Consider the following 25,085-nt stretch of genomic DNA (forward strand, 5'->3'; position numbering starts at 1 on the left):
TTTTTATTAATATTTTTGTAACGTATAGTTGTTGTAATCCCGTTCCAACTTATAGAGCAACTACTTTAAGGTTCGCAAAAATGAAAAAAAGATATACTCTCGCGCTACTTCTACCGCTACTTGCAAGCAAAGCTCACGCATTTAGCCAAGAAACACATAAACGTATTGTCATTGATGCAGTGAACTACATGGCACAGCATCCGACAACAACTCAATTCTCAAAATTGCAGGCCTATGCAACTCAAAATGGTCTGACTCTTGACCAATTGGCTGAAGTATTGGGCCAAGCGGCGTACGATGTTGACGATTTTGAAGACACATTCTTGTGCGGTGCAGTTACAGGTAATTGTGTACAGGCACCACTTTGGGGTGCTGCAGAGAGCATTGTAAAATACACAAGCTACTGGCACTTTCAAAACCACACTCAAGGCGCTGATGCACATGGTAACGACTTTGGTGGATACAATTATGACAAACTAACGGTTTGGGGCAGTGTTGACACAATGGCAGCCACTTGGTTGAAAGGCGACCATTTAGATGACGGCAAAGGTGGTCAATCGGGTTGGTTTGGCGCCGACGGCAGCAAGTACAACAGTTACGGTATCACTGAAGCACATTACCGCATTGACGGCACCTCAAGCTACTCGATGTACAAAGATTTCGAGAAAATCCCATTTCAACCAATCGATAACTTAGGTCAATACTGGTACCAAAATTACCTCGCGTCAGGCCAACCTCAAATTTTGGGTTTTGTGTTCCATACTACAGACCTATTGCAACCGCACCACACATGGACAACGTCTGATCTCAACCATTCTAGTTGGGAATCTTGGGTGAAGGACTATTACGATCAAGAGCTGTTAAACGACCAAGCGCTTGTTACTGAAGCAATGAGCTATTACGCTCCACTTCGTGCAACAGACAGCGATATTCGTCCATTACTGACTCAAGGTGGCTCATATTCGTATGCGCAAGGCTCAATTGTGCTTAACTCTCAGGATCACTATGACCGTGTTCAAATTGGCCGCCAAGTCATTCCACACGCCATTGCCATGGTTGTACAACTTCTTAATCACGCGATGGTAGCGCGTTAATATGCGATTTTCTGTTGTAATTTGGGTGGTAGGGTTCGCTCTACCCCTTTTCACGCATGCGAGTGTTGATACTAAACCACTTGAAAAGTTACTTGTGAATGTTCAAAAGGCGAGCGGCCAAAACACCACTCAACAGCAAGTACACGAACGTTTGATTGAAAACGAGTTCCTTTTTCAAGAATTAAACAGGTACTCTACGACTCTCGTAACAAGGCAATCTCAAGTCGGCTTTAGCAATCGCTATCATGCTGAACAACTTGCTATGACGCTGTTAATAAATAACTTTGGCGATATTGACTATCAATCTCTAAAGCCTCAGCAGACAGCACCGTTTGATAAAGTTTGGCTGACAAAAGCAATTGGTGCGTACCCGGTTTCCGGTGTATACGACAACAGCACGTTATCAACGCTCGACTCGATTCAATTGAAAGGCTTGCCCTTTGCTGTTTCGATGAAAGACATTGTCGAGACTCTCTCAATGCAGAAACGTCTACGACTGCACCAAGGTGAAACTCAAGTACTCTATGCGGAATTGGAGCGACGCTTTCGCTTACTGCAATTGCAAAATGCGCACACCAAGAAACTAAAAGACTTAGGCATAAGTTACGATGCACTTTATCACGTCGCCCTAACTGAAATAGTACGAGCACCCGCACAGGCCTATTTTGGATTGAAACAACAAATGCACGGCGAACGCAGTGAATACGTTGAACATCTTAAAGGTAAAATATCGAACGCTGACGTTTCGAATTTCTATAAAGAAAACAAAGCCAGATTTCGCTATGTTACGTCAGTTGAAGCATGGGCTGGCCTATTTAGTTCGAGAAAGCTCGCTGAGCAATGTCGACACTTAGCCCAAGATAAAGCTGCACCACAAGCCATACTTAACTGCGCACAAGACAAGCCCCTTGAACTGCTTTCCCCCACAATTAAGCGAGAAACGATTAAGGACAACTGGGCCGCACAAGCCGCATTCAATTTGCCTGAAAATGCGCTTTCACAACCGATACGCACACCTGATGGAAAATGGCTTGTCATTGCAACGGGAAAACGAACGTACGACTACTATCTTGAAAACAGCGAAACAGTGAAGTATCAAGCAACAATTGCATTACTTACTCAGGTTGCGTTAAAAACGTTTGAAGACAAATTTAATCGTTGGAAACAAACACTGTGAGTACCAAAGTGAAGCTTATTGTCATTTTATCGCTTATTGGGTTTATTGCCTTTTGCATTTATCAGCTCACGTCGCTTGACGTGAGCGTCCAGAGTGTATATCAGTCTGCGGAGGAACACTCCCCTGTATTGCCCATCAGGGATGAAAACGATACTTCGATTACTTTCAGAGAAAGTAAGTTAACACCTAGCAAAAGCGAAGAAGCGCTCGAATATAAAGCCGATGTAAAAGCTATCACACCTGCCGAGTACCTTCCGCCAATTGCAAAATCCAATCATGACGAGCAACGCTATTCAGGCGATTTGAATGACTATCAAGCCTATGAAGCGTTTCATCACGAAAAGGACAGAGCATTGAAACAAGCCTACATTCAGGCTGCCACAGAAAAAATATCTGTACTTGAACAACTTCTACAAAGAGGAAAAGAAGCAAATCTGCCTAAAGAGCAACTTCAAGAAGCCATTGATAAAATCGACGCATTAAAGAACATGCAAAACGTGCTGATACAAGAATTAGATACATCACAATCAACAAGATAAGAATACGGTTCAGCATGTTGAACACAGCCTCAATACACCTAGGATTCAGTTAACCGGCGTTATACTTTGCCCATTCATCGATGAAAAGAATGGAGTTAACATGCCTTCCCGCTATAGCCACTTGTCTCCCTTTTTGATAGGTACAGTTAGCCTAGTGCTGTTGGGGATGTCAGGATGCTCAGAGCAAATTGACAAACACTATTCCACTCTCCAAGATGCTGCGGTGTTAAAGGACAAAGGTTGGTTACCCGATTGGCTTCCTAAAGATGCCGAAGATATAAAACTGCAATACGATTTGGACAGCAATCAACTTTTTATTCGGTTGCAGACACAATTAGCGCACGAGTGGTTTCCACCCCATTGTTATCGCGACGAGTTTATCGACCAGCTTCCTCAAACCTTACCATCATGGTGGCCTGTAAATGCCAAGCAATACAGCCAAATGAAACGTAATTACCGTGTGTATTTGTGCAAAGACCAAGGTCTCTGGTGGATTGCAGAGCCTGAACACTCTCCTTTTGTGTTAATTTGGCAATAGCAACATTATAAAAACCCAAAAAATGAATTATAAAAACCGTATAAATTTTAATTAAAAATAAAAAAGGCCGCCTAGTAAGGCAGCCTAATGGTTGGATTAAATTGGTTTACTTATTTACTTTCAAGTAAATTACCCGAATTAATTTCAATTTTTCTTGGTTTCAGCGCTTCTGGTATTTCACGCTGTAAATCTATCTTCAATAAACCGTGTTCTAATGACGCACCGAGCACTTTAACATGGTCGCCTAGTTGGAATTTACGTTCAAAATTACGCTCTGCAATGCCTTGATGGATGAATTTACGTTCGCGCTCATCCGCTTTATCTGCTTTTTGGCCAACCACTTTTAACGTGTTGTTTTCAGACTCGATAGTGAGTTCTTCTTCAACAAAACCCGCAACAGCCATCGTGATTTGATAACGATCTTGCTCAAGCAGTTCAATGTTGTACGGTGGAAAACTTGGTTGTTTGTCAGTGCGTGCTGCGGCATCCATTAGTGACGCTAAATGATCAAAACCAATGAATGAACGATATAGTGGAGATAAATCTACTGTACGCATAATTTGTATCCTCTTTGTATTAAGCGATAGCACCTTAATTCTATTCTCAATTAAACTAGCATTAAGGTTTATTAAATAAGTTAAAATAACATTTCTTTAGTTGGGACCCTCTAAGGCGTCCTCAAAACAATAAATATGGACTGCTATTTTTATTTCAAGAGAAAAAATTAAATTTTTTTAATCTTTTCTTCGCTGCCTAAAAAAATTACGCCATACAATCTCGTTGTACTTGGCCTAAACCGGACTTCATGGTAATTTTCGCCTAGAAATTTACATAGGAATTTGACCATGCCTAAGGCTAGCGAAATTAAAAAGAATACGGCTGTAGAATATGATGGCCGTGTAATGATCGTCCGTGATATTGAACGTTCAGTTCCTCAAGGTCGTGCAAGTGGCAGTATCTATCGTATGCGCATGTATGATGTCGTTACAGGTGGTAAAGTAGACGAGTCTTTCAAAGCGGAAGACATGTTAAAACTTGCGGACCTTACGCGTCGTCCAGCAATGCTTTCATACATCGATGGTGATGAATATGTGTTCATGGATGAAGAAGATTACACGCCATACCATATCAATAAAGAGAGCATCGAAGAGCAAGTACAATTTATCGATGAAGCAACCAAAGGTCTTTTAGTTGTATTGATCGGTGAACGTGCTGTTTCTATTGATTTACCTTCTGCCGTCGACCTTGTAATTGCAGAAACGTCTCCTTCGATGAAAGGTGCGTCAGCAAGTGCACGTACTAAGCCAGCTACGTTAACAACAGGTCTTGTTGTTCAAGTTCCTGAGCACATCTCAACGGGTGACAAAATCCGTATCAACACGTCAGAAGTGAAGTTTATCAGCCGCGCTGAATAACGCTCATCATGTCGATATAGAAAAGGAGCTGCGGCTCCTTTTCTACTTATTACCTCCCTTTCCTTACAAACCACTGCCAGTTCATTATTTTGCTTCATATCGTGTTCACCTATCATAACGTACAACAAATTGACGGCATTTAGGCGCAAATTTTGCTTATTATTTAGCCAAGGCAATGGGGGTGCTATGAAACTATCAAAGGAAGAATCTCAATTTTTGCATGAGTTACTCGACATCGAACTCGAGGCAACGACGCCTATCCTCCCCGAACATCTGGATGAAGGGTCTAATGAGTTGTTACGACAGGTAGCAGACCACTCTGAACTGCTTATAATCGCACGCATGCAAGACAAAGAAATTTGTTTTCCCCTAAGTACACCTGACGACGTCAAAAAGCTCTACGACCTTCATTTAGATCTTCCCCACATTGTTGATATTTCAGGGTTTCACCGTCATTGGCGAATTACGCCTCATCGTTCTGTCCAACTGAAAAGCCTGCAAAACGCACATTCATACTCACTTTGCTCGCTGTCGCTTTCCGGAGCATTGGTTTTCGAAGATAGGCACAATTTAAAGCAATTAAAACATGCACTTGAAAACAACATTGCCCAAGTCATCAATGCAACCGATGAAGACATTCCTGTTTTTATCAGTGAAGTAAAAGCACGTGGAAAGCATCTTTACGCAATACTGTTCGATGAATTGACCGAAAGCAGCCCTTTGTTAAAAAACTTTTTACTACAAGCATTTTTAAAAGAGGAACAATCTTAAACGCGTAGGCCACACAATTAACTCAGCCACTCCGCTCAAAACGACCAACTTTTTGCATAAGTTGCATTTCTATGACGTTATTCATGATCTAGCACAAAAAAATACGCATTAAATATTCAGAAATTCCTAAAACTTTTGGAAATAGGTATTGCTAAAAAGAATAGAGGTTTTAAAATTAAAAACTCTTCTCATTTACAATATTAATAACTTTACAATTATGAAAATCAAAGTTCTGGGTATCGCTGTTGCACTTGGGTTATGCAACTTTACTGCTAGTGCAGATGAAAACTTATTAGGGTATGTAAAGGGCGCAGAAACGCTTCCTGAAGGTTCAGCTGAAGTGTATCAATTCTTTACCAAACGTTCAGGTAAAACAGTCGGTCACTACGAAGCGCTTGATACTAAAACAGAATTTGAATACGGTTTAACAAATGCGTTCAACATCTCGTTTGCGCTCAAGGGGATGTCGTTAGATACGAACGGCATTATCATTGATGGTTACATGCCAAAAGACAACGATTTTGGCTGGAAACTATCAGGCCTTGAAGCTGGCTTTAAGTACAACTTCTTAAGCCCTGCACTTGATGACTTTGGGTTATCAATGTACGGCTCAATGGACTACTCATGGGTGGACAATCATTCAGGTCAAGACAAAGACACGCTTAGTCTAGAAATGATGATGTTGATGCAAAAGTACTTCCTTGAAGGCCAGTTGGTGTGGACAGGTAACCTAGGCTTTGAAGCCACAGGTGCTAAGCGTAAAGCCATTGCAGGCCTACCGGAAGATTTTGAATGGCCAACTGAAGCAGAAATGGAAATCGAACTTATCGCGGGTACAGGTATGAGCTACCGTTTTGCGCCAAATTGGTTTATTGGTGCAGAAGCGCTCTATGAAGAAGAGCATGAAACGGAAGTGAACTTAGAACGTTATTCTTGGTTTGCAGGTCCGAGCATCCACTACGGCGATGCAAAGTGGTGGGCAACATTAACGTACATGAAACAACTTAAAGGGGGTGGAGAGAAGTTTGATGAACAAACAGATAACGACTTACACCTTATCGAAAAGACGGAAGCCGAGTGGCGTCTGAAATTCGGTTATAACTTCTAAGAGGAAATCGTATGCGCCCGCTACCAAGCTTAATCGCTCTTGGTGCGGCCGCTACATGCCAAATGGTGTATGCGGCCGACTACTTAACGGTAATAGAAGCTCAGCAATTGTTATTCCCAAGTGCTGTAGCAATCGACCATAAAGTAGCCATCTCTGATGAGCAAAAAGATCAAATTAAATCGCTTGCTGGTGTTAGACAACGGTTTGATGAGCAAGAAGTCTATAAAATGGAAAAAGACGGAAACCTTGTCGGTTGGACTATCATCGACAACGTCGTCGGTAAACATGAGTTTATCACTTATGCAGTTGGTATCGACGCCACAGGCAAAGTGACCGGTATCGAAGTACTCAGCTACCGTGAAACTCATGGTGCACAAATCCGTATGCAGCCTTGGCGTGACATGTTTGTCGGCAAAACCTTGAGCGATAAATTCAAGTTGAACAAAGACATTCCAAACATCAGCGGCGCTACCTTGTCTTGTCGCAATGTGACAGATGGTGTCAAGCGTTTACTTGCTCTGCATCAAGTCGTTTTACAGTCTTGAAACTCGCAAAACGAATGAAGCCCCTACTCGGTACTTATGTCGAAATAAGTATCGAGTACTCTGACGAAACTACACCAATTAATGATTGGTTTAGTCAAGCCTTCGCGCGCATTGACGCGTTACAACAGAAACTCAGCATTCACAGTGCAAAGTCTGAGCTGAATCAAATCAATCTCAACCCCAATGTATGGATCCCCATCTCTCGAGAGTCACGTCGGCTTCTCCAGCTTGCAATGATTTTAATGCACAAATCGGATGGACTCTTTAATCCCACACTTGGTGCCAATTTGCTTGGCCACGGTATTGTTGATGATTTAGGATTCGGCAAGCGAGTCTCTTTGGTAGCGTACATGCATTAAGCTTTTCAGGTGATAAAGTGAAGCTCAACGAGTATGTGATAGTTTGCTTAGACGGCATTGCCAAGGGATATGCATTGGATTTGGCACTGAAATCACTTAAACGACTGGGATGTGAAAATGCGTCCATTAACGCAGGTGGTGATATCAAAGCAATTGGTACAAGGCGAGTACCCATTCAACCTAAATTTGCCAGCCACCCTATCGGGTTTTTACAAAATGCCGCTATCGCCACGTCTGGGACCTATCACAGCGAAAGCCATCGCAGCAGACTTATGGATGAAAAAGGCGTTATAATGCCCGCAGGAAACGAACAATGGAGTGTTTTAGCCTTTTCTGCATGGAGAGCAGATGCTTTAACCAAAGTCGCCGCACAAACACAAGGTGACGAACATCTTTTAGCTACGCTAGGTGGACGCCTTTTGTCTTCCGCCTGATAGATTGCGAGAAACAGGTTTTGAAACACGGTAAATTATTACTCTGGTTTGTGTATGTTGGCATGGTCATTACAGGGATTGGTCTGTATTTAACACTGCCTGCCTCTGTGGATGATTTTCCACACCCATTGCAAGGCGACTTCAGAATGTGGCATGGGCTATTTGTGTTTATTTCTCTGTTTTCAATCGGTCAAATATTTCAAGAACATATTCGCAAACAAATCAAAAAATGGCGTCGTTACCCAGATGGTGTGATCCATCTGCTGCTTTGGAGTGTTGTGATAGTAACGGGTTTTTTACTGTATTATCCGCCACTGTGGTTGCCTGAATGGTTCAATTTATCAAATACCCATTGGTACGTCAGTCTCGCTATCATTGCCGTGCTGCCTTTTCACGCGATTTACCATCGCCCAAAACGAAAATTCAAGAAAGTCCAAGCTCGTCGCACTACATCAGAAGCAACGGCAAAATAGCAATAGGTTTAAAGCTAGTTCGGATAGCATAAAAACGGCCACTATTGTGGCCGTTTTGCTTATCTTGAAAGAATAGTGGTTAGGCTTTCGCGACTTGCGTCGAAATGGCAGACACCACATTGAATTGTTCGGTGTGTACAGAGTCGATAAAGTTCCATTCGTTTTCGACGTTTTCACGCGTAAACGTTAATGTCATAAAGCCACGTTGATGAATATTGGCAAATTCCAAATCGTCCACTAGAAGCTTGAGCACTTCAGCGACTTGCATTGCTTGAGCTTCTGGCAGCTGCAGGTAATACTCAAGTCCTGGCGAGCTTACAGACGCCGTTGCGAATTCATATCCGCACACGTCACCACTTGCATTACATAGCTTTCCAGCCCAAGCATTGTGTGTATCTCCCGCCACAACAACGAGGTTTTTATTTGCCCCTTTTGCGGCTTGTAAGATCACTTCACGCTCGACAGGATAGCCATCCCAAGCGTCAAGGTTATACGGTGCAGCAAATTGAATACGTGCTTTTTCTTGCTCCGTTAACGTAGGATCGCCTGCAAGCATACGGCCTTTAATTTGTGCCAATTCGGCTAATTGAGCCGCAATTGCCGGTGTTGGGTTTGCCAACGACATCAACAATTCTGCAGGAATATTCATTTTCGTCATCAAAACCTGCTGACCCAATACTTGCCACTTAGTTTGTGACGTTTGCATCGCATCCGTTAACCACTGCAATTGCTGATTGCCAAGTAACTGTTGTGTTGGCGCAACTAAATCCGACTGAAACTGCTGCAAATTGATTTGCCCTGAATTCACATCTACGTAATTCATGTAATCCAATGGCTTGGCTCTACTTTCGTGGCGAGTGTCCAACATATACAGTGAAACTAAATCGGCGAAATCGAATTTACGGTAGAGGCTTTCTGTCTGACCGACTACATAAGGGCGCACCGGCATCCACTCGTAATAAGCTTGCAAGGCTGCCAATTTACGCGCTGAATAATCGCCTTCCGTTTCAGGATTATGATTTTCAGCTCCCCCCATGTACGAGTCATTACACACTTCGTGATCATCCCAAACTGCTATAAAGGGGACTTTCGCGTGTAAAGCTTGTAAACCGGCATCTGTACGGTACTTTGCATAGCGTTTACGGTAATCATCCAACAACAACAGCTCTGTCGCGTTATCTTCATCTAATGTGCGACCTAGCGCCTGTGCTTGCTCTGTCGCGTATCCACCCATTCCGTATTCGTAAATGTAGTCACCTAGATGCACGACCGCGTCAAGATCATCGCGTTTTGCCGCTTCACCATAAACATGGAAGTAACCCGCAGGGTAATTTGCGCAAGACATTACCGCTAATTTAACTTGCGTTACTTCATTAACTGGAAGTGTTTTACAACGACCAACAGGCGAATACGTGTTATCAGCCACAAAACGGTAGTAATACACCGAATTTTCATTAAGACCATCAAGGTCAACTTTGACCGTATAATCATTTTTCTTTAACGCTACGACTTTTTGGCTACTTAATAACTGATTAAATGCTTCGTCTTGTGCGACTTGTAAGGTAAGAGAAACGCTACGTTGCGCTTCTTCTGGTGTCACACGGGTCCATAAAATAACGCTATCTGAGAGTGGATCACCACTGGCAACACCGTGATTAAAACTAATATCGAATTCGTTGGTCGCCATGCCCGCGCCTGAGTTGGAATTACAACCTACCAAACTCATCGAAATAGTTGCGGCACTCACACCTAAGATTGCGCTTTTTATAAAGTCTCTGCGCGTTAGCTTTTCCATTTTGCTGTCCTAGTTCTTCTAAATACTGCTAAGGCGGAAAAGAATAAGGAACATTTGTGACATTTTGACTACTAATCGTACCAGTTAAACAATTAATCGATGAGTCGGGTTAGTTCGCTTTTATAAACAAATGTACAAACCTCACACAAAAAAGAATAGAAAATTACCTTGAGTTAACATTTTGGCAATATTAGTGTAAGAATTAGAAACTAATCTGCGCTCGGTTTTGAGTTTGAGTAGACCCCATGCAACGTTTTATATTTGTTTTTCTTCACACCTTAGTAACGATCTCCGTGCTGATTTCATTGCTTACTGGGCTTAGGATAGCCAGTTTAACGCGTGAGACTTGGTTGTTTTTTGACGGCCTTTTACCACAAGGCCTAGTGCATTTCTGGCATCTATTTTCATCTATTTTGTTAATTTTATGTATCTTAGCCTATCCATTCTATTTTTTTAAAAAACGACGCGGAAAAACCGGCTCTGTCAACGTAAAACAGCCTCTAAGTTATCATCGTTCCATAAAAAATTTAGGCTATACATTGCTTATTTTGGCCTGTGTCAGCGGACTCGCAAAAGCATTTGACGCAACGTGGTTACCGCTTTCACTTCACTACTGGGTGGCGATGGGGGTTATCGGTTATCTCGTATTGCACAGCTATGTTTATTTTCTTCAGTTTGGCAAAAAACTGCTAAGCCAACTTTGGATTGCTAAACAGACGTTTCCGCTCCTGATGTTGCTTGGATTTACCGTTTCAGTTACTTGGCTGCTCATTCCAAAAGTGGGTAATTCCTTACATCAAGCTATTGAAGTATCGACGATCCCCGCGGATGTCCCCATCACCATTGATGGCATTGCAAACGAATCGTTTTGGAAAACCGCGCCAACATTGACGGTAATGACGCACTCAGGTGTCAATTTCGATGATGGCAGTACACCTGTAACCATCCAAGCCGTGCATAACAAAGAAGAGAGCTATTTTTATTTTACTTGGGTTGATGAAACACAAAGTTTATCTCACTTGCCACTAGTGAAAACCTCGAATGGTTGGAAAGTCACTGAAAACGGGTTTTATCAATTTGACGAAAAACAACATTATGAAGACAAATTTGCGGTCATGCTTTCAAATTCGTGTCAATTTGCCGCAGATAATGTTGTGCATTTGGGACTCTTCTCCCCTGCCAAATAAACCCAGTAATTGGCATAAGAAAGGCTACCACGCGAGTTTAGACGGCCATGTCCGAGATTTGTGGCACTGGAAAGCCATTCGTACCAACGACATGATGCTTGCAGATGATAATTACTTTGGCGCCCCTATAACACCTCGGACGGGTGAGCGACGCTATACCGCCGGATACCAAACTGATGGCAAAGAAAGTGGCGCATATATCATGAATTGGCAATGGTATAAGAAGGATGCCATTATCCCTAGGCGTTTACCGAATCCATCCACCAAATACTCCACCGAGGAAGTGCTTCCGTGGTTTGGCTCTACCCCCTATCAAACGCAGCATGATACATACCCTCTTGGCACAACTTTACCTTCCGTTCTATATCGCTCAAATCGTTTTGAAGGCGATAGAGCTGACGTACGCGCTCACGCGCAATACGCGGACGGCCGCTGGCATCTCGAAATGGCACGCAAAAACGACACTCATTCAGACAAAGATGTCGCCTTAAAATCAGGCGTGTGCTTATGGGTCGCGGCCTTTGATGGGGCGCAAATTGCTCATACCCATCACATGCAGGGGATCAAATTGGCCTATCAAGGAGACAAAGCGCTATGAAAAAGCGACTAATCTACACGGCAATTACCACCATTGCTCTGCTTGCATTAAATGAGCAGATGCAAAACCAACCACGGCCAAAATCCGATGTTCGCTTTACAAAAATGGCAAAAACAGGTGAAAGCTTAAAGCCGTGGCAAGGTCCTTGGCATTGTGTTTTTGATAGTCAGCTCGGTCTCTTTTGGGAAGTCAAACAAGAAGACGAATCCATTCATCAAGCTGATTGGACATATTCGTGGTTTGATGGTCGAAAGGGTCAAGCAAATTCTGGTGACTGTTATTTCAAAAAAGAGCGCTGTGACACACAAGACCTCATTCAAGCCACGAACCAAGAACAACTATGCGGACAAGCAGCATGGCGTTTACCAACATCTATGGAACTCAATGCATTATATCGCCCTCAAGACCGAGTCTCATCGCCCTTTATTAAGCGAAGACTATTTCCCTAGACTCAAGGACGGCGACTATTGGACAGCGGATGCTGACGTCTCGTTGACCGGATTCTACAAACGTCTGGGTAAAGGTGCGTTTGCGTTTAACCCCTATGACTGGCAATTGCGTGAACTCCCCTATCGAAACGCCGCCTTTGTTATCTTAGTTGCTGATGCCAAAACACCAACCACCAGCATGCAAACCAGTTTTACACCGGCCAATTCTGCGTCTCTCGAACCGTCAGAAATCGAGAGCAAAGCCTTGGCTTTATCAACCAAAAACTAAGGAACAACAATGAATAAAGTAAGCATGCTAGTGAGCCTGACCGCTGTTGGGCTTTCACTAAGCGCTGAAGCGGGAAGCCTATACCATCGACTGGTTTGGGACGGCTATGCTGAGACTCAAGCCACAATCGGTTTTACACCGAGTGGGGGTAACGATCATCACGTCATGTGGGGAAGTTCAAGCAATGAAACAACTTGGAAACGAGCCAACGTGACCGCCAGCAGAAGCTTTTCAAGTCTATCCAGCCAGTTCGTAAAATTAACAGGCTTAAACGCAAACTCAAAAGTGTATTACCGGGTTTGTGATTCGACCGGATGCGGCGAACGTTTGTGGTTTCAAACCGCACCAAGTGATAGCTCAGGTTTCACGGTAGTCGCCGGCGGTGATACGCGCACGGGCTGGACAACACGCCGCCAAGGTAATCTGTTAATCGCCAAATTACGTCCTTTGTTTATCATGCATGGCGGCGACTACACCAATGCCAATAACAGTTCTGAAATGACTGAATATTTAAAGGATTGGCAGTTAACTTTTTCTGATGACGTGATTGATGGCCAAAGCTACAAGCGTATCTATCCGTTTATCGCGACACACGGCAATCACGAAGATGGTAACTTTAATACCTTGTGTGAGGTGTTTGGTGTCGACTACAACCAAGATGGTCAGTGTAATGCGAATGATACCTACGGAGCAGTAAACATTTCTCCTCTGTTGCGCGTGTACACGTTAAATAGCCAATTCCAGAACTCGGGTTGGTCAAGTTATGCCACCGCCATGAATAACTGGCTTAATAATGATTTGTCGGTCAGCCAAAACACTTGGAAATTTGGCCAGTATCACAAGCCGATGTTCCCGCATTACAGCGGCAAGTCAGACAATACGACACTTTATAATTGGTGGGCATCCCAGTTTTACAGCAAAGGTATGCACTTAATTGTGGAATCCGATACCCACATCAATAAACTGACTTACCCAGTGCAACCCTCTGGCAGTAATTTCAGCGCAACCACCTCAGGTGGTACGGTTTACGTCGGCGAAGGTAGCTGGGGTGCGCCAGCTCGCTCAGCGAATGATCCTAAGAATTGGACCATCGATCTTGCGAGTATTCAGCAATTCAAGGTTATCACGGTGACTACTGATGAATTAGTTGTGCGTACTGCTCAGTTTGACGCTAACGCCGATGCGCTGTCTCAATCTGCTCGTGATGCCGACCCGATTGCGTTACCTGTGAACGTAAATTGGTGGAGTGCAGCAACCGTCGGCGATGCGATGACGCTGGTTAAAGCAAGCAATGGTTTAGTCAAAATAAAAGACGACGGTCCTGTTGACCCTGATCTGACTGAACTGCAAAACGGCGAAGTTCGCAGTAATTTGTCTGCGGCAAAATCACAAAAACTGAACTTTACGCTGCAAGTCCCCAACAATGCTTCCGACCTTGTTGTTAGCAGTTCAGGGGGGACGGGAGATGCAGACTTGTACGTGAAATTTGGTTCAGAGCCGACAGACAATAGCTTTGATTGTCGTCCATATGAAACGGGTAATAATGAAACCTGTACGATTGTAACTCCGCAACAAGGTACGTATTACATTCAGTTGAATGCATATAAAGACTTTACCGGACTGAGCTTAAAAGCACAGTATCAATCTGGCACGACAACGGAACCTCATGGCGGTGATACCAAAACAAACCTTTCTGCTGCAAAAGACGAGTGGTACCGCTTAACATTTGAATTACCTGCTAATGTTAAATCACTTACAGTACAAACCTCTGGTGGTACAGGCGATGCTGATTTATATGTACGTCAAGGAAGTGAACCTTCAACTGGTAGCTTTGATTGCCGCCCATATAAAGATGGCAATGCCGAAACATGTACGTTAAATACGCCAAAAGCTGGCACGTGGTACATCGGTGTTCGCGCTTACGCTGCATATAGTGGTTTAACCTTAAATTACGCTTATTAAACCAATTTGCTACTCCTTTGATAAATAAAAATATATTCAAGGGAGTAGCATTTCAACGAGCGGATTTTTAAGCCACTGAACGTGAAGTACTCACTTGGCGCTTGATCCATTGTGCAATGGGATATTCAAAATATCGAAACGATAAATAAGCCAAAGCGATACTCAAGCTCAATGACGCGAGTAGTTTTAATTCTACGCTGAATTCCCAATGCTCCACGATGCGAATAATCGGTAGGTGCAGTAAGTAGAGTGAATAGGAGATTTTCCCTAAAAAGTCAGTTAGATCATTGGATAGCAGAACATTGGTGTCAGGCACCAAATAGAGGATGGCAAAAAAGATACTGCCCATGACCAGTAAGACTTCATAACTTAACCACATTCGATTTTTAGCGTCTGACGTGATGGGTGAGAAGGAAGGATACATCAAGACAATCAATACAAGGCTCAAAATAAACCAATGTGACTTTAAGTAATCTGGAATGTCTATTTTGCGATGATTCATACCAAATAATACACCGACGAAGAAATAGGGGAAACTTCGCAACACATTAAATTCGTTGTAAGGAATACCTAAAAATTCACCGTACACTTTGGGGAAGTTACTGAAAAAGAGCGCAATTAAGACGACAACTACAATCAAATAGATAAACCCTGGTTTATTCATTGCAAGTGCCCAAAGCCCGATAAACACAACATAGAATTGAACCTCAGGCGCAATAGACCAAAGCACACTATCACCATATAAAAACAACAAATGCCCCATCAATGCAGCCGCATTTGGAATCGTATACAGACCGTTGTTATCCATTAGAGAAAGGACAAAAGAGACGGTCACAATGACCAAATAAAGCGGCACTATCCGAGCAATCCTCGCAATCACATAACGCCGTACATTCGCCGCCGACCAGGTTTGCGAGCAATACAAATGCGCCATCAGAAAACCGCTCAGCATAAAAAATAACATGACGCCATAAGCCCCTGCTCCGCCACCCAATCGACCAGAAAACCAACCCGATACATCGCTAAAATGAGTAACGAACACAATTAACGCAGCCAGCGCCCTTAGCGCGTTCAGTTTTCTAATTTCCATCGAACTTCCTTTCGGCAACAATCCGCTTACTATACAAAAATTCGATTATTCAATCAGTTAGTCGAATGGAAGTCTACTTTTTTGGTGTCACGCTTTTACTCTTTTCTTGTTTTATCGCAATACCTTAGCCTATATACAAGAGTATGCTTTAAGAAAAAGGAAGGCATATGGCAACAATTCATTTTCATGGCGCGACGCAGCAAGTGACCGGCTCTTGCCACCTCATTGAGTCAACGGCCATCGGGAAAGTTCTCCTTGATTGTGGAATGGAACAAGGTGGGGATGATGGAGAACTTTACCAAAAACAATTTGCGTTTAACCCACAGCAGATTGATGCAGTCATTCTGTCACACGCGCATTTAGACCACAGTGGCATGTTGCCGAAATTGGTTCGACAAGGTTTTCATGGCCGAATTTATTGTACTCATGTCACCAAAGCATTACTTGAAGTCATGCTCAAAGACGCCGTGTCCATCTATTTACATGATCTTGAAAGAGAAAATATCCGGCGAGCTAGACAAGGTGAAGGTCCGCTGCAACCGATTATCGAACAAACAGATGTGCAAAAAACCTTGTCGCTTTGCCAAACGTACGATTACTTAGAATCCATTTCAATTGGCTCCGCTGGTGTACTTAAATTTAGAGATGCTGGCCACATTTTAGGATCTTCGATTGTTGAACTCACACTTACCGAACGTGGAGAACGTAAAGTACTGGTCTTTTCTGGAGACCTAGGGAATCCTGATACTGTGCTAATGAAAGCCCCTTCTGCGGTTTATCACGCTGATGTACTCATGATGGAAAGCACCTACGGTGACAGAGATCATCGAAACTACACCAATACGTGTAGCCAATTCGCCGAATTGCTCGACAAAGCGAAAAAGCAAGGAGGCAACGTACTGATCCCGTCATTTGCCGTTGGCCGGACACAAGAATTACTCTTTCACTTAGGGTGTTTGTATCACCAAGGAAAACTTGAAGGATGGCAAGTCTTTTTAGATAGTCCAATGGCTATTGCCGTTACTGAAATTTACGACCGCTGGGCTGCACTCTTGGACAAGAAAGCGATGAATCATCTTGCCAAGTACAACTACGATTCATTGCAATCCTTTTTGCCCAATTTGCACCTTACACCAGACCCAGAACAATCAATGGCACTTAACCGTATTAAAGGTGGCGCGATAATCATTGCAGGCTCAGGAATGTGTACTGGAGGTCGCATTCGCCAACATTTTAAACATCGCCTATGGCGAACCGATACCACCGTTATTTTTGTCGGCTTTCAAGCCCGCAACAGCTTAGGGCGGTTACTAGTGGATGGCATTAAACACGTTAAGTTATTTGGTGAACAGATTGCTGTTAAAGCGCAAATTGAGACTTTGGGTGGATTCTCGGCTCACGCAGGTAAAACACAGCTTATGGAATGGCAACAACATTTCAAAGATTCGCCAAAAACGATCCTCGTTCATGGCGAAGTCAATGCGTTAGAATCACTGGCGCAATCGCTTTGGAGCGACTACCACGTCAAAGCCATGATCCCACATGAAGGTGAACTGTTTAGTTTTTAGAGTCCGTTTGTTGGCCAGAAACCTGTTTAGGGTATTTGGCCATTTCAATTGGAAATAACGCTTTAAATCGTTGTAATTCATCCTCGATATTATCCCCCACAGGTTCTGCGGGCAGCACGACAAACGTTTTTGTACGGTAATCAAGTGCCATTGGGACAACAGGGACGTTTGCTTCTTTGGCGATATATAGAAAACCACTTTTCCATTCTGGACTGTATTTGCGAGTACCTTCAGGCGCCAACCCTAAAATGAGCTGTTCATTATTGTCGAAAATCGCTTTTGCTTCACCGACAACCCCATGCGCTGAACGTCTGTCGACGGGGATTCCACCCCAGTGCTTTAACAACCAACCAACAGGCCCTATAAAGATGGTGTGTTTACCTAAAAAGCGGATCTTAACACCGAGCGACAATTTGACCGCAATGCCAATAATAAAATCCCAGTTGGACGTGTGAGGCGCAACAGCAGCTACAAATTTTGCGTGCTCGGGAAAACTCCCCGACACCTTCCACCCCATACATTTTAGGGCGAGATCTCCGATAAGGCGTCCGACACGACTATTTGTTCGTGGAATACACGGTGGAATGTTTATGTTCATAGGCTAACTTTTTTCTTTACACTTTAGCATAGCACCAGTTTGGTGCAAATAGATGCCAGATGAGAAAAGTTAGCCTCAATTTCGTGAAAGTTAATAAATAGCGCAAGAAATAAACTATCCCGTCTACCTATTAATCATCGCGTACATTGCGATTACTGACATTTAATTGTTGCGTACAATTGATAACACTGGTTTTTACTACCTGTGCTTGAAGAAGTCCACGCTTTACCGTACCAATCGTATGTTGCATAGCTAGATTCGTCTTCACCACAAAGAATCGTGCTGCCCGACACTTCTTGATTATGACCACGTTCTTCACAGAATTGATTGCCATTTGTAGGATTTACGAAGAACGAACGAAGGTTACCATTAACCCATACTTTTGGACCATAGTAAGTGACAGCACCTGTCGCCAATGTGCCATTTTGTTCAACCATAGACAGCTCAGCACGCTCAAACGCAGCGCCTTCTGCATTTGATGCTTTCAGTGATAATGTTTCAGCTTGAACAGATAACGTCAATGTAGCTAATACTGCAAGTGCGATACTTGTTTTCATTTTTGTAGTTCCTTTGTTGATAAAATAGAATGTATTGCAGTGCTATTAGGTCATTTTCAGATGATCGTTTTATATACTATTTATTTACTTTTTATTAATGAAGGTATTGATGTTGGAAACAGGCAACCGTCGATTGTTTTTTGGGATTGGTCTAAAAAACCAAGCAATTGAGCAAATTTCTGCGTGGTTAATGCACAGCGTTCATACTTCACGCCCTTTCACAGCCCCCTACAATTTGCATCTTACGCTTGCATTTTATGGCATGGTTAAGGATGACGATGCACAAGCCTTAATTGAGAATGCTGCTAAGCTGAACGTTGCTCCGTTCTCGTTAACCTTCGAAGAAACCGCATACTGGCAACATTCAGGGATATTTTATTTGAAGCCAAACTCACCTCCAACTGCATTATCGGCGCTTGCGGAGCCTCTGCGTGACGTCGGCGAAAAGTTGAATATTTACACCAACCCACACCCATTTTCTCCGCACATCACCTTATGTCGTGGGGTAAAAAAACAACCTGAAGTAGTAAACCCCATTGAGCCACTGATCGTTCCCGTAGATAGATTCCACCTTTATCATTCACACCGAAATGAAAAAGGTACTTCATTTATGATTCCATTAAAACGTTCTTACTAAATTAGGTAAATTTATTCAGGTACATTCGCGAATTGTTCAAACACTTCTTTGCCTGTCATTGTTTTAGTCTCATTGGCAAACTCATAGTAGGCAGGTTTTTCATCAATGAAAATCTGATGATCGAACGTCAATTCTCCTTCATCGGCGAAAAGTCCTGCAGGCAGAATGTAGTGGTTATTCGCCTTTAATCGATAAAAAAGATGAGTACCACAAGTTTTACAAAATCCACGCTCAGCCCATTCCGATGATGAAAAGACCGATACCGCGTCGGTCGGCGTTACGGTGACTTGTCCTTGGCTTTCTACGGCCAAAAATGGCCCACCACCCCATTTCCGGCACATTGAACAGTGACATGCTCCGACATGGGGTTTTAATTCTGACGTCTCAACGGTCACGGCTTTACAAAGACATTGAACTCGCAATGGATTACTCATCTACCTTCCTTATAAAATAATTACTTAAAATACGACCCTAACGGTGAATACACGTTATGTCTATCCTTTGCAACAACCTACTAGTATTTAAATTTACCGATTTGCTTATTAATGTCTTTGGCAACTTGTGCAATAAGCTTACTTTGTGTAGCCGCATCCGACGCCGCTTGATTCAAGCTATGAACAGCACCGCTAATGTTCGTCACGTTCTGATTTATATCTTCACTGACGACACTTTGTTCTTCCGCTGCACTGGCAATTTGCGTCGCCGCATCACTAATTTGTGCTGCTGCAGCGATAGCCAAATCAAGTTTTGCTTTTGCATCTGCGGCGCTTTGCTTGCAGTTTTCGACCATTTCTTGGTTTTGATTCATCGCAGTCACAGCCTGCTGGGTACACCCAGTGAGTCTCACTGATGATGCCTTGGATTTCAACAGTTGATGCCTGAGTACGAGACGCTAAATTCCGAACTTCATCTGCAACCACCGCAAACCCGCGGCCTTGTTCACCTGCGCGAGCCGCTTCAATCGCCGCATTTAACGCAAGTAGATTGGTTTGTTCAGAAATATTGCGGATCACTTCCACAATGCTGTTGATGCTCGTGCTCGACTTTTCCAGCTGCACCATCAACTCACACGCTTCAATCATACTTGTGCTTAACGTTGTGACTACCTGCTCCGTTTGAGCAACGGAAACATCACCTTCTTTTACCGAAAGCGTTGCTTCATTTGCTAAATCGGCAGTTCTTGACGCCTGCCCCGCCACCTCAGAGGCCGTCGCCGACATTTCCGTCACCGCGGTCACCACTTGCTCAATCGCCTGTTGTTGAAGACTAATTTCATGGTTTGTGCGCGTTGAAATTTCCGCACTGACATCCGACGACTGACGAAGAGAGCCTCACAAGTGTGGCCGTATCACCAACAATTCGATGGGTTTTATCTAAAAAGAGGTTTAGCGCTGAGGCTAGTTGCCCTATCTCATCTTTACGATTTATCTCTACGCGACTGGTTAAATCACCGTCAGAGGTGGCTAATTCTTCTACCTTGTCGGTCAATAGTTGCAACGGCCTTGCTATCTGTCCAGCAACTACATACAAAATTGAGACACCCGCAGCAGCGATTACCGCGGCGAGTATAAGTTGTAATGCCGTGCTTTGGTTGAACTCTTGTTCAAGTGCGGTTTGCATGGCGACAACTTCTGCTAACACAACTCGTTTTGGAACTCGGTACTCAAGCAGCCAAGGTGTTTTAAATGCTTCAAACTTTATTGGCACGGTGACGACGTAATCTTCACCCATTTCAACAAATCTTGGTGTTGCAGCCTCAACAAGCGGCTCTACCGACTGCCATTTCGCCTCATCCAGCATGTTGCCAACCACGTTGGGATTTTCGGTATCCGCAACCCAATAACCTTTGTTTGAAACCAGTTTTAGTGCACCTTGTCCTGCAAACAGCTCCTCATCTAAGTCTTCCAGTAATTTCTGCAAAAACGCCATGGAAATATCAACACCTGTTAACCCCTTAAATTCGTTGTTGATATATATAGGGTGAACAATTGACGTCATTAAGGTTGGCACACCTTGCACATCCCAAACAGCTGGGTCGGTAATACAGCTCGACTTTTTATCTCGTGGGCACAGATACCATTCATTTAAGCGTAAGCCTCGGCTATTGCGGCTTTCGTTATATACGTCATCTGCCGTTACGGGTTGGATATCCAAATTTCCGCCACTGCCGCGTGTCCAATATGGCCCAAACTGTCCTGTTTCCGTTGAGTGGTTTGAATTTCTGGCAAATTCCGAATCTCGACCATCGACTGCGTTCGGTTCCCAAACAATGTAGGCGCCGAGGAGCGATTTATGTGACAGCATCGCCTCTTTCACAAATTGGCTATATTGCTCACGGCTTAACGGCATCTGAGCTTTTATCGCAGCGGATGTTGTCTCGCTAAGTCCCCGTGCAACACCAAGGCTTTCAGTAACAAGTACCTCGACTTGATCTGCTTGTTGCAGTAGCTGCGCTTTAAGCGATTCATCAACTTGTTTTATAAATAACTTTTCGTTCGCTTGGTTGTGATTCGAAAATAGCGCGGAAGAACTCATTACCCCATAGGCAATCGTCGCTAAAACCGCTAAAACTAAACAACTTGCGGCCACGACTGCTATTTGCACTCGCATTGTAGTAAATTGAAATTGAAGCATGTCTTGCTCCCTTTTACGTCTAATTATTTAATTCAATTTTGTAATTAAGTTTGGCTGCACAACGTGTACGAACCAACTTCTTTCACATAAAAACTATCTTGTGCCATTATTTCCTTTAATTGTATCGCATTGCTGAAGTTCAACAGATTAAGGCACTGCTTTTCTAACACCCTTGTTCAGTGACAGCTACCGACTCTTCGACGTTGAAATTCAACAAAATCACACTTATACGTCATCAAACTTACCAGTTAAGTTCGATAAACTTGAGTATGGTAGAGGACAAATATTTGGCAAGTTGGAAAATTTCCGATTACTTTTAAGTTGTCATCATCCTCTATATCTAAATAAAAATGGGAGAATACGACATGACTCGTACTCGTCAGCTCACCAAAAGCGCAATCGCCTTTGCTTTTGTACTCGCTCCGCTTAGCGCTCAGGCAAACTTGTCTGCGACAGTCACGCTGGTGAACAACTACCTATTTAACGGCGTATCACAAACCGACAAAAACCCAGCATTGCAACCTAACTTAAATTATGATTTTGGTAATGGCGTCTATGCTGGCCTTTGGTCCTCTAATGTCGATTATGGCAGCGGAATATGGCTAGAATTTGACGGCTATGTCGGTTATTACACTGAATTGGATAATGGGATAACCGTTGATACGGCCATTAATCAATATACTTACCATGGCGATGACACGGCCAGCGATTTGAACTTTCAAGAAGTGTACGCAAAGTTCAGCTACCAAAACTCACAATTAAACTTCTGGTATGCATGGGATTATTTTGGATTTGGGGGTGGACACTACATCATTCAAGCTGCCCATACTTTTCCAATTAATGACCAGTGGAATGTATTTGCGGCAGTTGATAGATCAACAAGTACAAATCTAGACGCCTGGAACTGGGAAGGGAAACGTGCATTCACACATGGCCAAGTCATGGCACGCACCAGTTTCAATGGTTTTGATATCGGTTTAGGGGTTCACACAACAACATTAAAAGAGCGTTGGGGTGATACGGCTATTCTTCTTTCCATCAGTAAGGCATTCACGTTCTAGTTATTCAAAAAGCTGAGACAAGCGCCCTTTGAGTACCCTGAGCTTGTCTCACACCCATCGAATTCAGACCACAAAGGATCCAAACAACAACCTCAAACGCCTAATGCAGTTTGAACTGTGCAACAATACCTTCAAGCTCTTGAGACAACTGGAGCAATTTTTCTGCTTCTTGTTTTGCAAGTTCCGCGCCCTTTGCCGTGCCAATCGCACCATCACTTATCAATTTTACACTTTGCGTTAATTGCGCTGTCACCACACTCTGTTCCTCAGATGCACTTGCAATTTGCACGTTCATATCGCGCATCGTCCCGACCGCATTTGAGATAGTGCCTAATGCGTCTTCCGCCGAGTTCATCTTTTGCGACGTTGTGGTGACAAAGTTAACGTTTCGTCCCATCGCATCCACGGCCTTTTTTGCCTCGTTCTGTAAATTTGAAATCATGCCATGAATTTCTTCAGTACTATTTTGAGTACGACTTGCAAGGCTTCTCACTTCATCTGCAACTACCGCAAAACCTCGACCTTGTTCCCCTGCTCGCGCAGCTTCAATCGCGGCATTTAGTGCCAGTAAGTTTGTTTGGTCTGCGATTGCGCGGATCACATCTAAAATGGAGCCAACCGACTCCGTTTCTTGGGCCAGTTTCGCTATTGTGTCGCTCACCTGTGAAATACTTTCCACTAACTCGTCCATGGACGCTTTTGTATCATGTACAGCGTTAAAACCACTTTCTGTTGCGGCATCGGCATGTGTTGCAGCCTCAGAGGCCATTTGCGCATTACGCGTAATTTCAGCGACCGTGGTACTCATTTCGTCCATTGCGGTTGATGTTTGCGTGAGTTGGTCCATTTGATCTTCCGCATTACGCTTTGAATCATCCGTAATTTTGCTGACTTGTTCCGATGTCCCACACAGCGACCGAGCACTGCTAAAAATATTTGTAATCATGTCTCTTAAAGACTCGTTCATCAGAGCCATGGAATTGTAAATATTTGCCTGATTGCCATCAGCGCTCAACGCCTCACGAAGATCGCCCTTTGCTATTCTTTGCGCAATCTTTGCAATATCTCGAGGTTCACCGCCAATTGGAGCTTTAATTATTTTGGTATTAAACCAACTAAATAGCATGCCCAAGCCAACCACAACAACAGCTATCACTTTTATCCAAAAGACCGATGATTCACTTTGAGCTTGGATTTTTGGACCTAAGATGTCTTGTTTTTTCTTCAACTCTAATTTAATGGTTTCAATTTCAGAGGCAATACGAGGACCTATGGTATTAAGTTTGTCGTTGATAATTTGGTTGCGAGACAGGATAGTTTCTTGAACTTTAACCAAAGCACTTAGATGAGTTTCTACCTCAACGTTTAAATTTTGCAGCACGGCCAGCTCGTCCTCGGTATCAGCTAAACCCCGAACACGTGCAATTTCTTGTCGTACATTTTCGAACGCCTGCTTCGCAATGCCGAAATCTTCCGCAGAATTTGTTCCCAAAAATTTCATTGCGAACAAGCGGCCATTGAGTAAGTCACCTTGCAGCAAGGTGACTTCATGTAGAAATTGAATGCTTTCACGTTTTTGAGATTCTTCTTCTAATTTCTGGACTTCTTTATACATATTTGAGCCGACGACATTCATCTGTTCGTTAACCAGTTTGTCGCGCGTATTGAACAGTTCGACGATTTGATAAAACGCTTTTTCATAGTCTTTTACTTGAGAAGATGACTGTTCAATCCTTGCAATGAGGTTTGTGTCATCAAACTTGCTTTCCAACGTGCTGAGTTCATCTTCTAATAACTTAGTTCGCTGATTAAACTCAGTAATTAACGATGGCGATTGTTCTTTAAGATACTTAACTGCGGATATTCTTACACTCAGCAAGTTCCCCTGAATGTGCGATAAGGCATTCGAACTTCTAGCTATTTTTCGGTATTCGACAAAACCATCATGCCCACTTGTCAATGACAGGTAAGAAAAGGCAGCCAAAAATAGAATCAGGACTATCATTGAGCCAAATGAAACCGCAAGCAACTGATGGAGTGGCAGCTTCTTTAACATGCTTAGACTTCCCTAACACATTCAAAACAAGGTTAAACAAAGGTATGAGTTAAAATCCTCAATCCGTCAATGTAATGAATTCCTAAAACCAACGGTTCAAGCGAAAAGGCAAAAATTTTCCCAACTGGAAAGCAACACGCTGTTTAATTTCAATTTTGTTTTTTGAATATTT

At 43.3% G+C, this 25,085-nt stretch carries 29 protein-coding genes; 19 read left to right on the forward strand and 10 right to left on the reverse strand.

Features of this window, described 5'->3' with window-relative positions:
* Positions 1–80: 80 nt before the first annotated feature.
* The 4 genes from J5O05_RS04305 to J5O05_RS04320 all read left to right on the forward strand — a co-directional run bounded on the left by J5O05_RS04305 (position 81) and on the right by J5O05_RS04320 (position 3,348).
* On the forward strand, positions 81–1,094 hold the full coding sequence (locus tag J5O05_RS04305) for a phospholipase (protein WP_208843738.1): 1,014 nt from the start codon (positions 81–83) through the stop codon (positions 1,092–1,094).
* Between the two features lies 1 nt (position 1,095).
* Positions 1,096–2,271, forward strand: coding sequence for a peptidyl-prolyl cis-trans isomerase (locus J5O05_RS04310; protein ID WP_208843739.1), 1,176 nt, complete (start codon positions 1,096–1,098; stop codon positions 2,269–2,271).
* Positions 2,268–2,810 (forward strand): hypothetical protein, encoded by a 543-nt coding sequence (locus J5O05_RS04315; RefSeq protein WP_208843740.1) that lies wholly within the window; start codon positions 2,268–2,270, stop codon positions 2,808–2,810. Before J5O05_RS04310 ends, J5O05_RS04315 begins: the two co-directional genes overlap by 4 nt.
* Before the next feature lie 100 nt (positions 2,811–2,910).
* Positions 2,911–3,348, forward strand: coding sequence for a YbbD-related protein (locus J5O05_RS04320; protein ID WP_208843741.1), 438 nt, complete (start codon positions 2,911–2,913; stop codon positions 3,346–3,348).
* Positions 3,349–3,458: 110 nt separating this feature from the next.
* On the opposite strand, the gene J5O05_RS04325 is transcribed toward J5O05_RS04320, so the two are convergent.
* Positions 3,459–3,905 carry an Hsp20 family protein gene (locus tag J5O05_RS04325; RefSeq protein ID WP_208843742.1) on the reverse strand — a complete coding sequence of 149 codons (447 nt, stop codon included), beginning with the start codon at positions 3,903–3,905 and terminating at the stop codon, positions 3,459–3,461.
* Positions 3,906–4,193: 288 nt separating this feature from the next.
* Between J5O05_RS04325 and efpL the strand changes: the two genes are divergently transcribed.
* The 7 genes from efpL (at position 4,194) to J5O05_RS04360 (ending at position 8,453) form a co-directional block, all read left to right on the forward strand.
* A complete protein-coding gene (efpL, locus tag J5O05_RS04330) occupies positions 4,194–4,763 on the forward strand; it encodes an elongation factor P-like protein EfpL (protein WP_208843743.1) in 570 nt (189 codons plus the stop codon).
* Between the two features lie 186 nt (positions 4,764–4,949).
* Entirely contained in the window at positions 4,950–5,534 is a 585-nt protein-coding gene (locus J5O05_RS04335) for a hypothetical protein (RefSeq protein WP_208843744.1), read from the forward strand.
* Between the two features lie 217 nt (positions 5,535–5,751).
* Positions 5,752–6,642: a DUF6662 family protein gene (locus tag J5O05_RS04340; protein WP_208843745.1), complete on the forward strand. Its 891-nt coding sequence runs from the start codon at positions 5,752–5,754 to the stop codon at positions 6,640–6,642.
* A gap of 11 nt (positions 6,643–6,653) precedes the next feature.
* Complete coding sequence (locus J5O05_RS04345) at positions 6,654–7,187, forward strand: FMN-binding protein (RefSeq protein ID WP_208843746.1); 534 nt, start codon at positions 6,654–6,656, stop codon at positions 7,185–7,187.
* Between the two features lie 14 nt (positions 7,188–7,201).
* Positions 7,202–7,546, forward strand: coding sequence for an FAD:protein FMN transferase (locus J5O05_RS22330; protein WP_208843747.1), 345 nt, complete (start codon positions 7,202–7,204; stop codon positions 7,544–7,546).
* Positions 7,547–7,563: 17 nt separating this feature from the next.
* A complete protein-coding gene (locus J5O05_RS22335; protein WP_208843748.1) occupies positions 7,564–7,980 on the forward strand; it encodes an FAD:protein FMN transferase in 417 nt (138 codons plus the stop codon).
* A gap of 20 nt (positions 7,981–8,000) precedes the next feature.
* Positions 8,001–8,453, forward strand: a complete 453-nt coding sequence (locus J5O05_RS04360) for a hypothetical protein (protein ID WP_208843749.1) — start codon at positions 8,001–8,003, stop codon at positions 8,451–8,453.
* 79 nt (positions 8,454–8,532) lie between these two features.
* Here J5O05_RS04360 and J5O05_RS04365 read toward each other — a convergent pair whose 3' ends face one another.
* Positions 8,533–10,248 carry an alkaline phosphatase D family protein gene (locus tag J5O05_RS04365; protein ID WP_208843750.1) on the reverse strand — a complete coding sequence of 572 codons (1,716 nt, stop codon included), beginning with the start codon at positions 10,246–10,248 and terminating at the stop codon, positions 8,533–8,535.
* Positions 10,249–10,493: 245 nt separating this feature from the next.
* On the opposite strand from J5O05_RS04365, the gene J5O05_RS22340 reads away from it, so the two are divergent.
* The 5 genes from J5O05_RS22340 to J5O05_RS04390 are packed head-to-tail and all read left to right on the forward strand — an operon-like array spanning position 10,494 to position 14,712.
* Entirely contained in the window at positions 10,494–11,435 is a 942-nt protein-coding gene (locus tag J5O05_RS22340; protein ID WP_208843751.1) for an ethylbenzene dehydrogenase-related protein, read from the forward strand.
* Positions 11,398–12,033: an ethylbenzene dehydrogenase-related protein gene (locus J5O05_RS04375; protein WP_208843752.1), complete on the forward strand. Its 636-nt coding sequence runs from the start codon at positions 11,398–11,400 to the stop codon at positions 12,031–12,033. The genes J5O05_RS22340 and J5O05_RS04375 overlap by 38 nt, the downstream gene beginning before the upstream one ends.
* On the forward strand, positions 12,030–12,482 hold the full coding sequence (locus tag J5O05_RS04380; protein WP_208843753.1) for an Lcl domain-containing protein: 453 nt from the start codon (positions 12,030–12,032) through the stop codon (positions 12,480–12,482). The genes J5O05_RS04375 and J5O05_RS04380 overlap by 4 nt, the downstream gene beginning before the upstream one ends.
* Positions 12,418–12,750: a hypothetical protein gene (locus tag J5O05_RS04385; RefSeq protein ID WP_208843754.1), complete on the forward strand. Its 333-nt coding sequence runs from the start codon at positions 12,418–12,420 to the stop codon at positions 12,748–12,750. The genes J5O05_RS04380 and J5O05_RS04385 overlap by 65 nt, the downstream gene beginning before the upstream one ends.
* Positions 12,751–12,759: 9 nt before the next feature.
* Positions 12,760–14,712 (forward strand): pre-peptidase C-terminal domain-containing protein, encoded by a 1,953-nt coding sequence (locus J5O05_RS04390; protein WP_208843755.1) that lies wholly within the window; start codon positions 12,760–12,762, stop codon positions 14,710–14,712.
* A gap of 67 nt (positions 14,713–14,779) precedes the next feature.
* Here the strand turns inward: J5O05_RS04390 and J5O05_RS04395 are convergent, their stop codons facing one another.
* Positions 14,780–15,802: an acyltransferase family protein gene (locus tag J5O05_RS04395; protein WP_208843756.1), complete on the reverse strand. Its 1,023-nt coding sequence runs from the start codon at positions 15,800–15,802 to the stop codon at positions 14,780–14,782.
* 167 nt (positions 15,803–15,969) lie between these two features.
* Here J5O05_RS04395 and J5O05_RS04400 point away from each other — a divergent pair, with 167 nt between their 5' ends.
* Complete coding sequence (locus J5O05_RS04400; RefSeq protein WP_208843757.1) at positions 15,970–17,370, forward strand: MBL fold metallo-hydrolase RNA specificity domain-containing protein; 1,401 nt, start codon at positions 15,970–15,972, stop codon at positions 17,368–17,370.
* On the opposite strand, the gene J5O05_RS04405 is transcribed toward J5O05_RS04400, so the two are convergent.
* Both J5O05_RS04405 and J5O05_RS04410 read right to left on the reverse strand, forming a co-directional pair.
* Entirely contained in the window at positions 17,360–17,968 is a 609-nt protein-coding gene (locus J5O05_RS04405; protein ID WP_208843758.1) for a lysophospholipid acyltransferase family protein, read from the reverse strand. The two genes, J5O05_RS04400 and J5O05_RS04405, sit on opposite strands and share 11 nt — an antisense overlap.
* 152 nt (positions 17,969–18,120) lie before the next feature.
* Positions 18,121–18,525 carry a hypothetical protein gene (locus J5O05_RS04410; RefSeq protein ID WP_208843759.1) on the reverse strand — a complete coding sequence of 135 codons (405 nt, stop codon included), beginning with the start codon at positions 18,523–18,525 and terminating at the stop codon, positions 18,121–18,123.
* Positions 18,526–18,634: 109 nt separating this feature from the next.
* On the opposite strand from J5O05_RS04410, the gene thpR reads away from it, so the two are divergent.
* Positions 18,635–19,162, forward strand: a complete 528-nt coding sequence (gene thpR, locus J5O05_RS04415) for an RNA 2',3'-cyclic phosphodiesterase (protein WP_244369785.1) — start codon at positions 18,635–18,637, stop codon at positions 19,160–19,162.
* 11 nt (positions 19,163–19,173) lie between these two features.
* Here the strand turns inward: thpR and J5O05_RS04420 are convergent, their stop codons facing one another.
* From J5O05_RS04420 to J5O05_RS04435, 4 genes are all read right to left on the reverse strand, one after another.
* Positions 19,174–19,596: a GFA family protein gene (locus J5O05_RS04420; RefSeq protein ID WP_208843760.1), complete on the reverse strand. Its 423-nt coding sequence runs from the start codon at positions 19,594–19,596 to the stop codon at positions 19,174–19,176.
* An 80-nt stretch (positions 19,597–19,676) separates the two neighbouring features.
* A complete protein-coding gene (locus tag J5O05_RS04425; RefSeq protein WP_208843761.1) occupies positions 19,677–19,970 on the reverse strand; it encodes a methyl-accepting chemotaxis protein in 294 nt (97 codons plus the stop codon).
* A complete protein-coding gene (locus J5O05_RS04430) occupies positions 19,903–20,382 on the reverse strand; it encodes a methyl-accepting chemotaxis protein (RefSeq protein WP_208843762.1) in 480 nt (159 codons plus the stop codon). Before J5O05_RS04430 ends, J5O05_RS04425 begins: the two co-directional genes overlap by 68 nt.
* A gap of 52 nt (positions 20,383–20,434) precedes the next feature.
* A complete protein-coding gene (locus J5O05_RS04435) occupies positions 20,435–21,796 on the reverse strand; it encodes a methyl-accepting chemotaxis protein (RefSeq protein ID WP_208843763.1) in 1,362 nt (453 codons plus the stop codon).
* A 365-nt stretch (positions 21,797–22,161) separates the two neighbouring features.
* Between J5O05_RS04435 and J5O05_RS04440 the strand changes: the two genes are divergently transcribed.
* A complete protein-coding gene (locus J5O05_RS04440) occupies positions 22,162–22,857 on the forward strand; it encodes a TorF family putative porin (protein WP_208843764.1) in 696 nt (231 codons plus the stop codon).
* 100 nt (positions 22,858–22,957) lie between these two features.
* Here J5O05_RS04440 and J5O05_RS04445 read toward each other — a convergent pair whose 3' ends face one another.
* A complete protein-coding gene (locus tag J5O05_RS04445) occupies positions 22,958–24,913 on the reverse strand; it encodes a HAMP domain-containing methyl-accepting chemotaxis protein (protein ID WP_208843765.1) in 1,956 nt (651 codons plus the stop codon).
* Positions 24,914–25,085: the final 172 nt, after the last annotated feature.

Source organism: Pseudoalteromonas xiamenensis (assembly GCF_017638925.1).
Classification (GTDB): Bacteria; Pseudomonadota; Gammaproteobacteria; order Enterobacterales; family Alteromonadaceae; genus Pseudoalteromonas; species Pseudoalteromonas xiamenensis.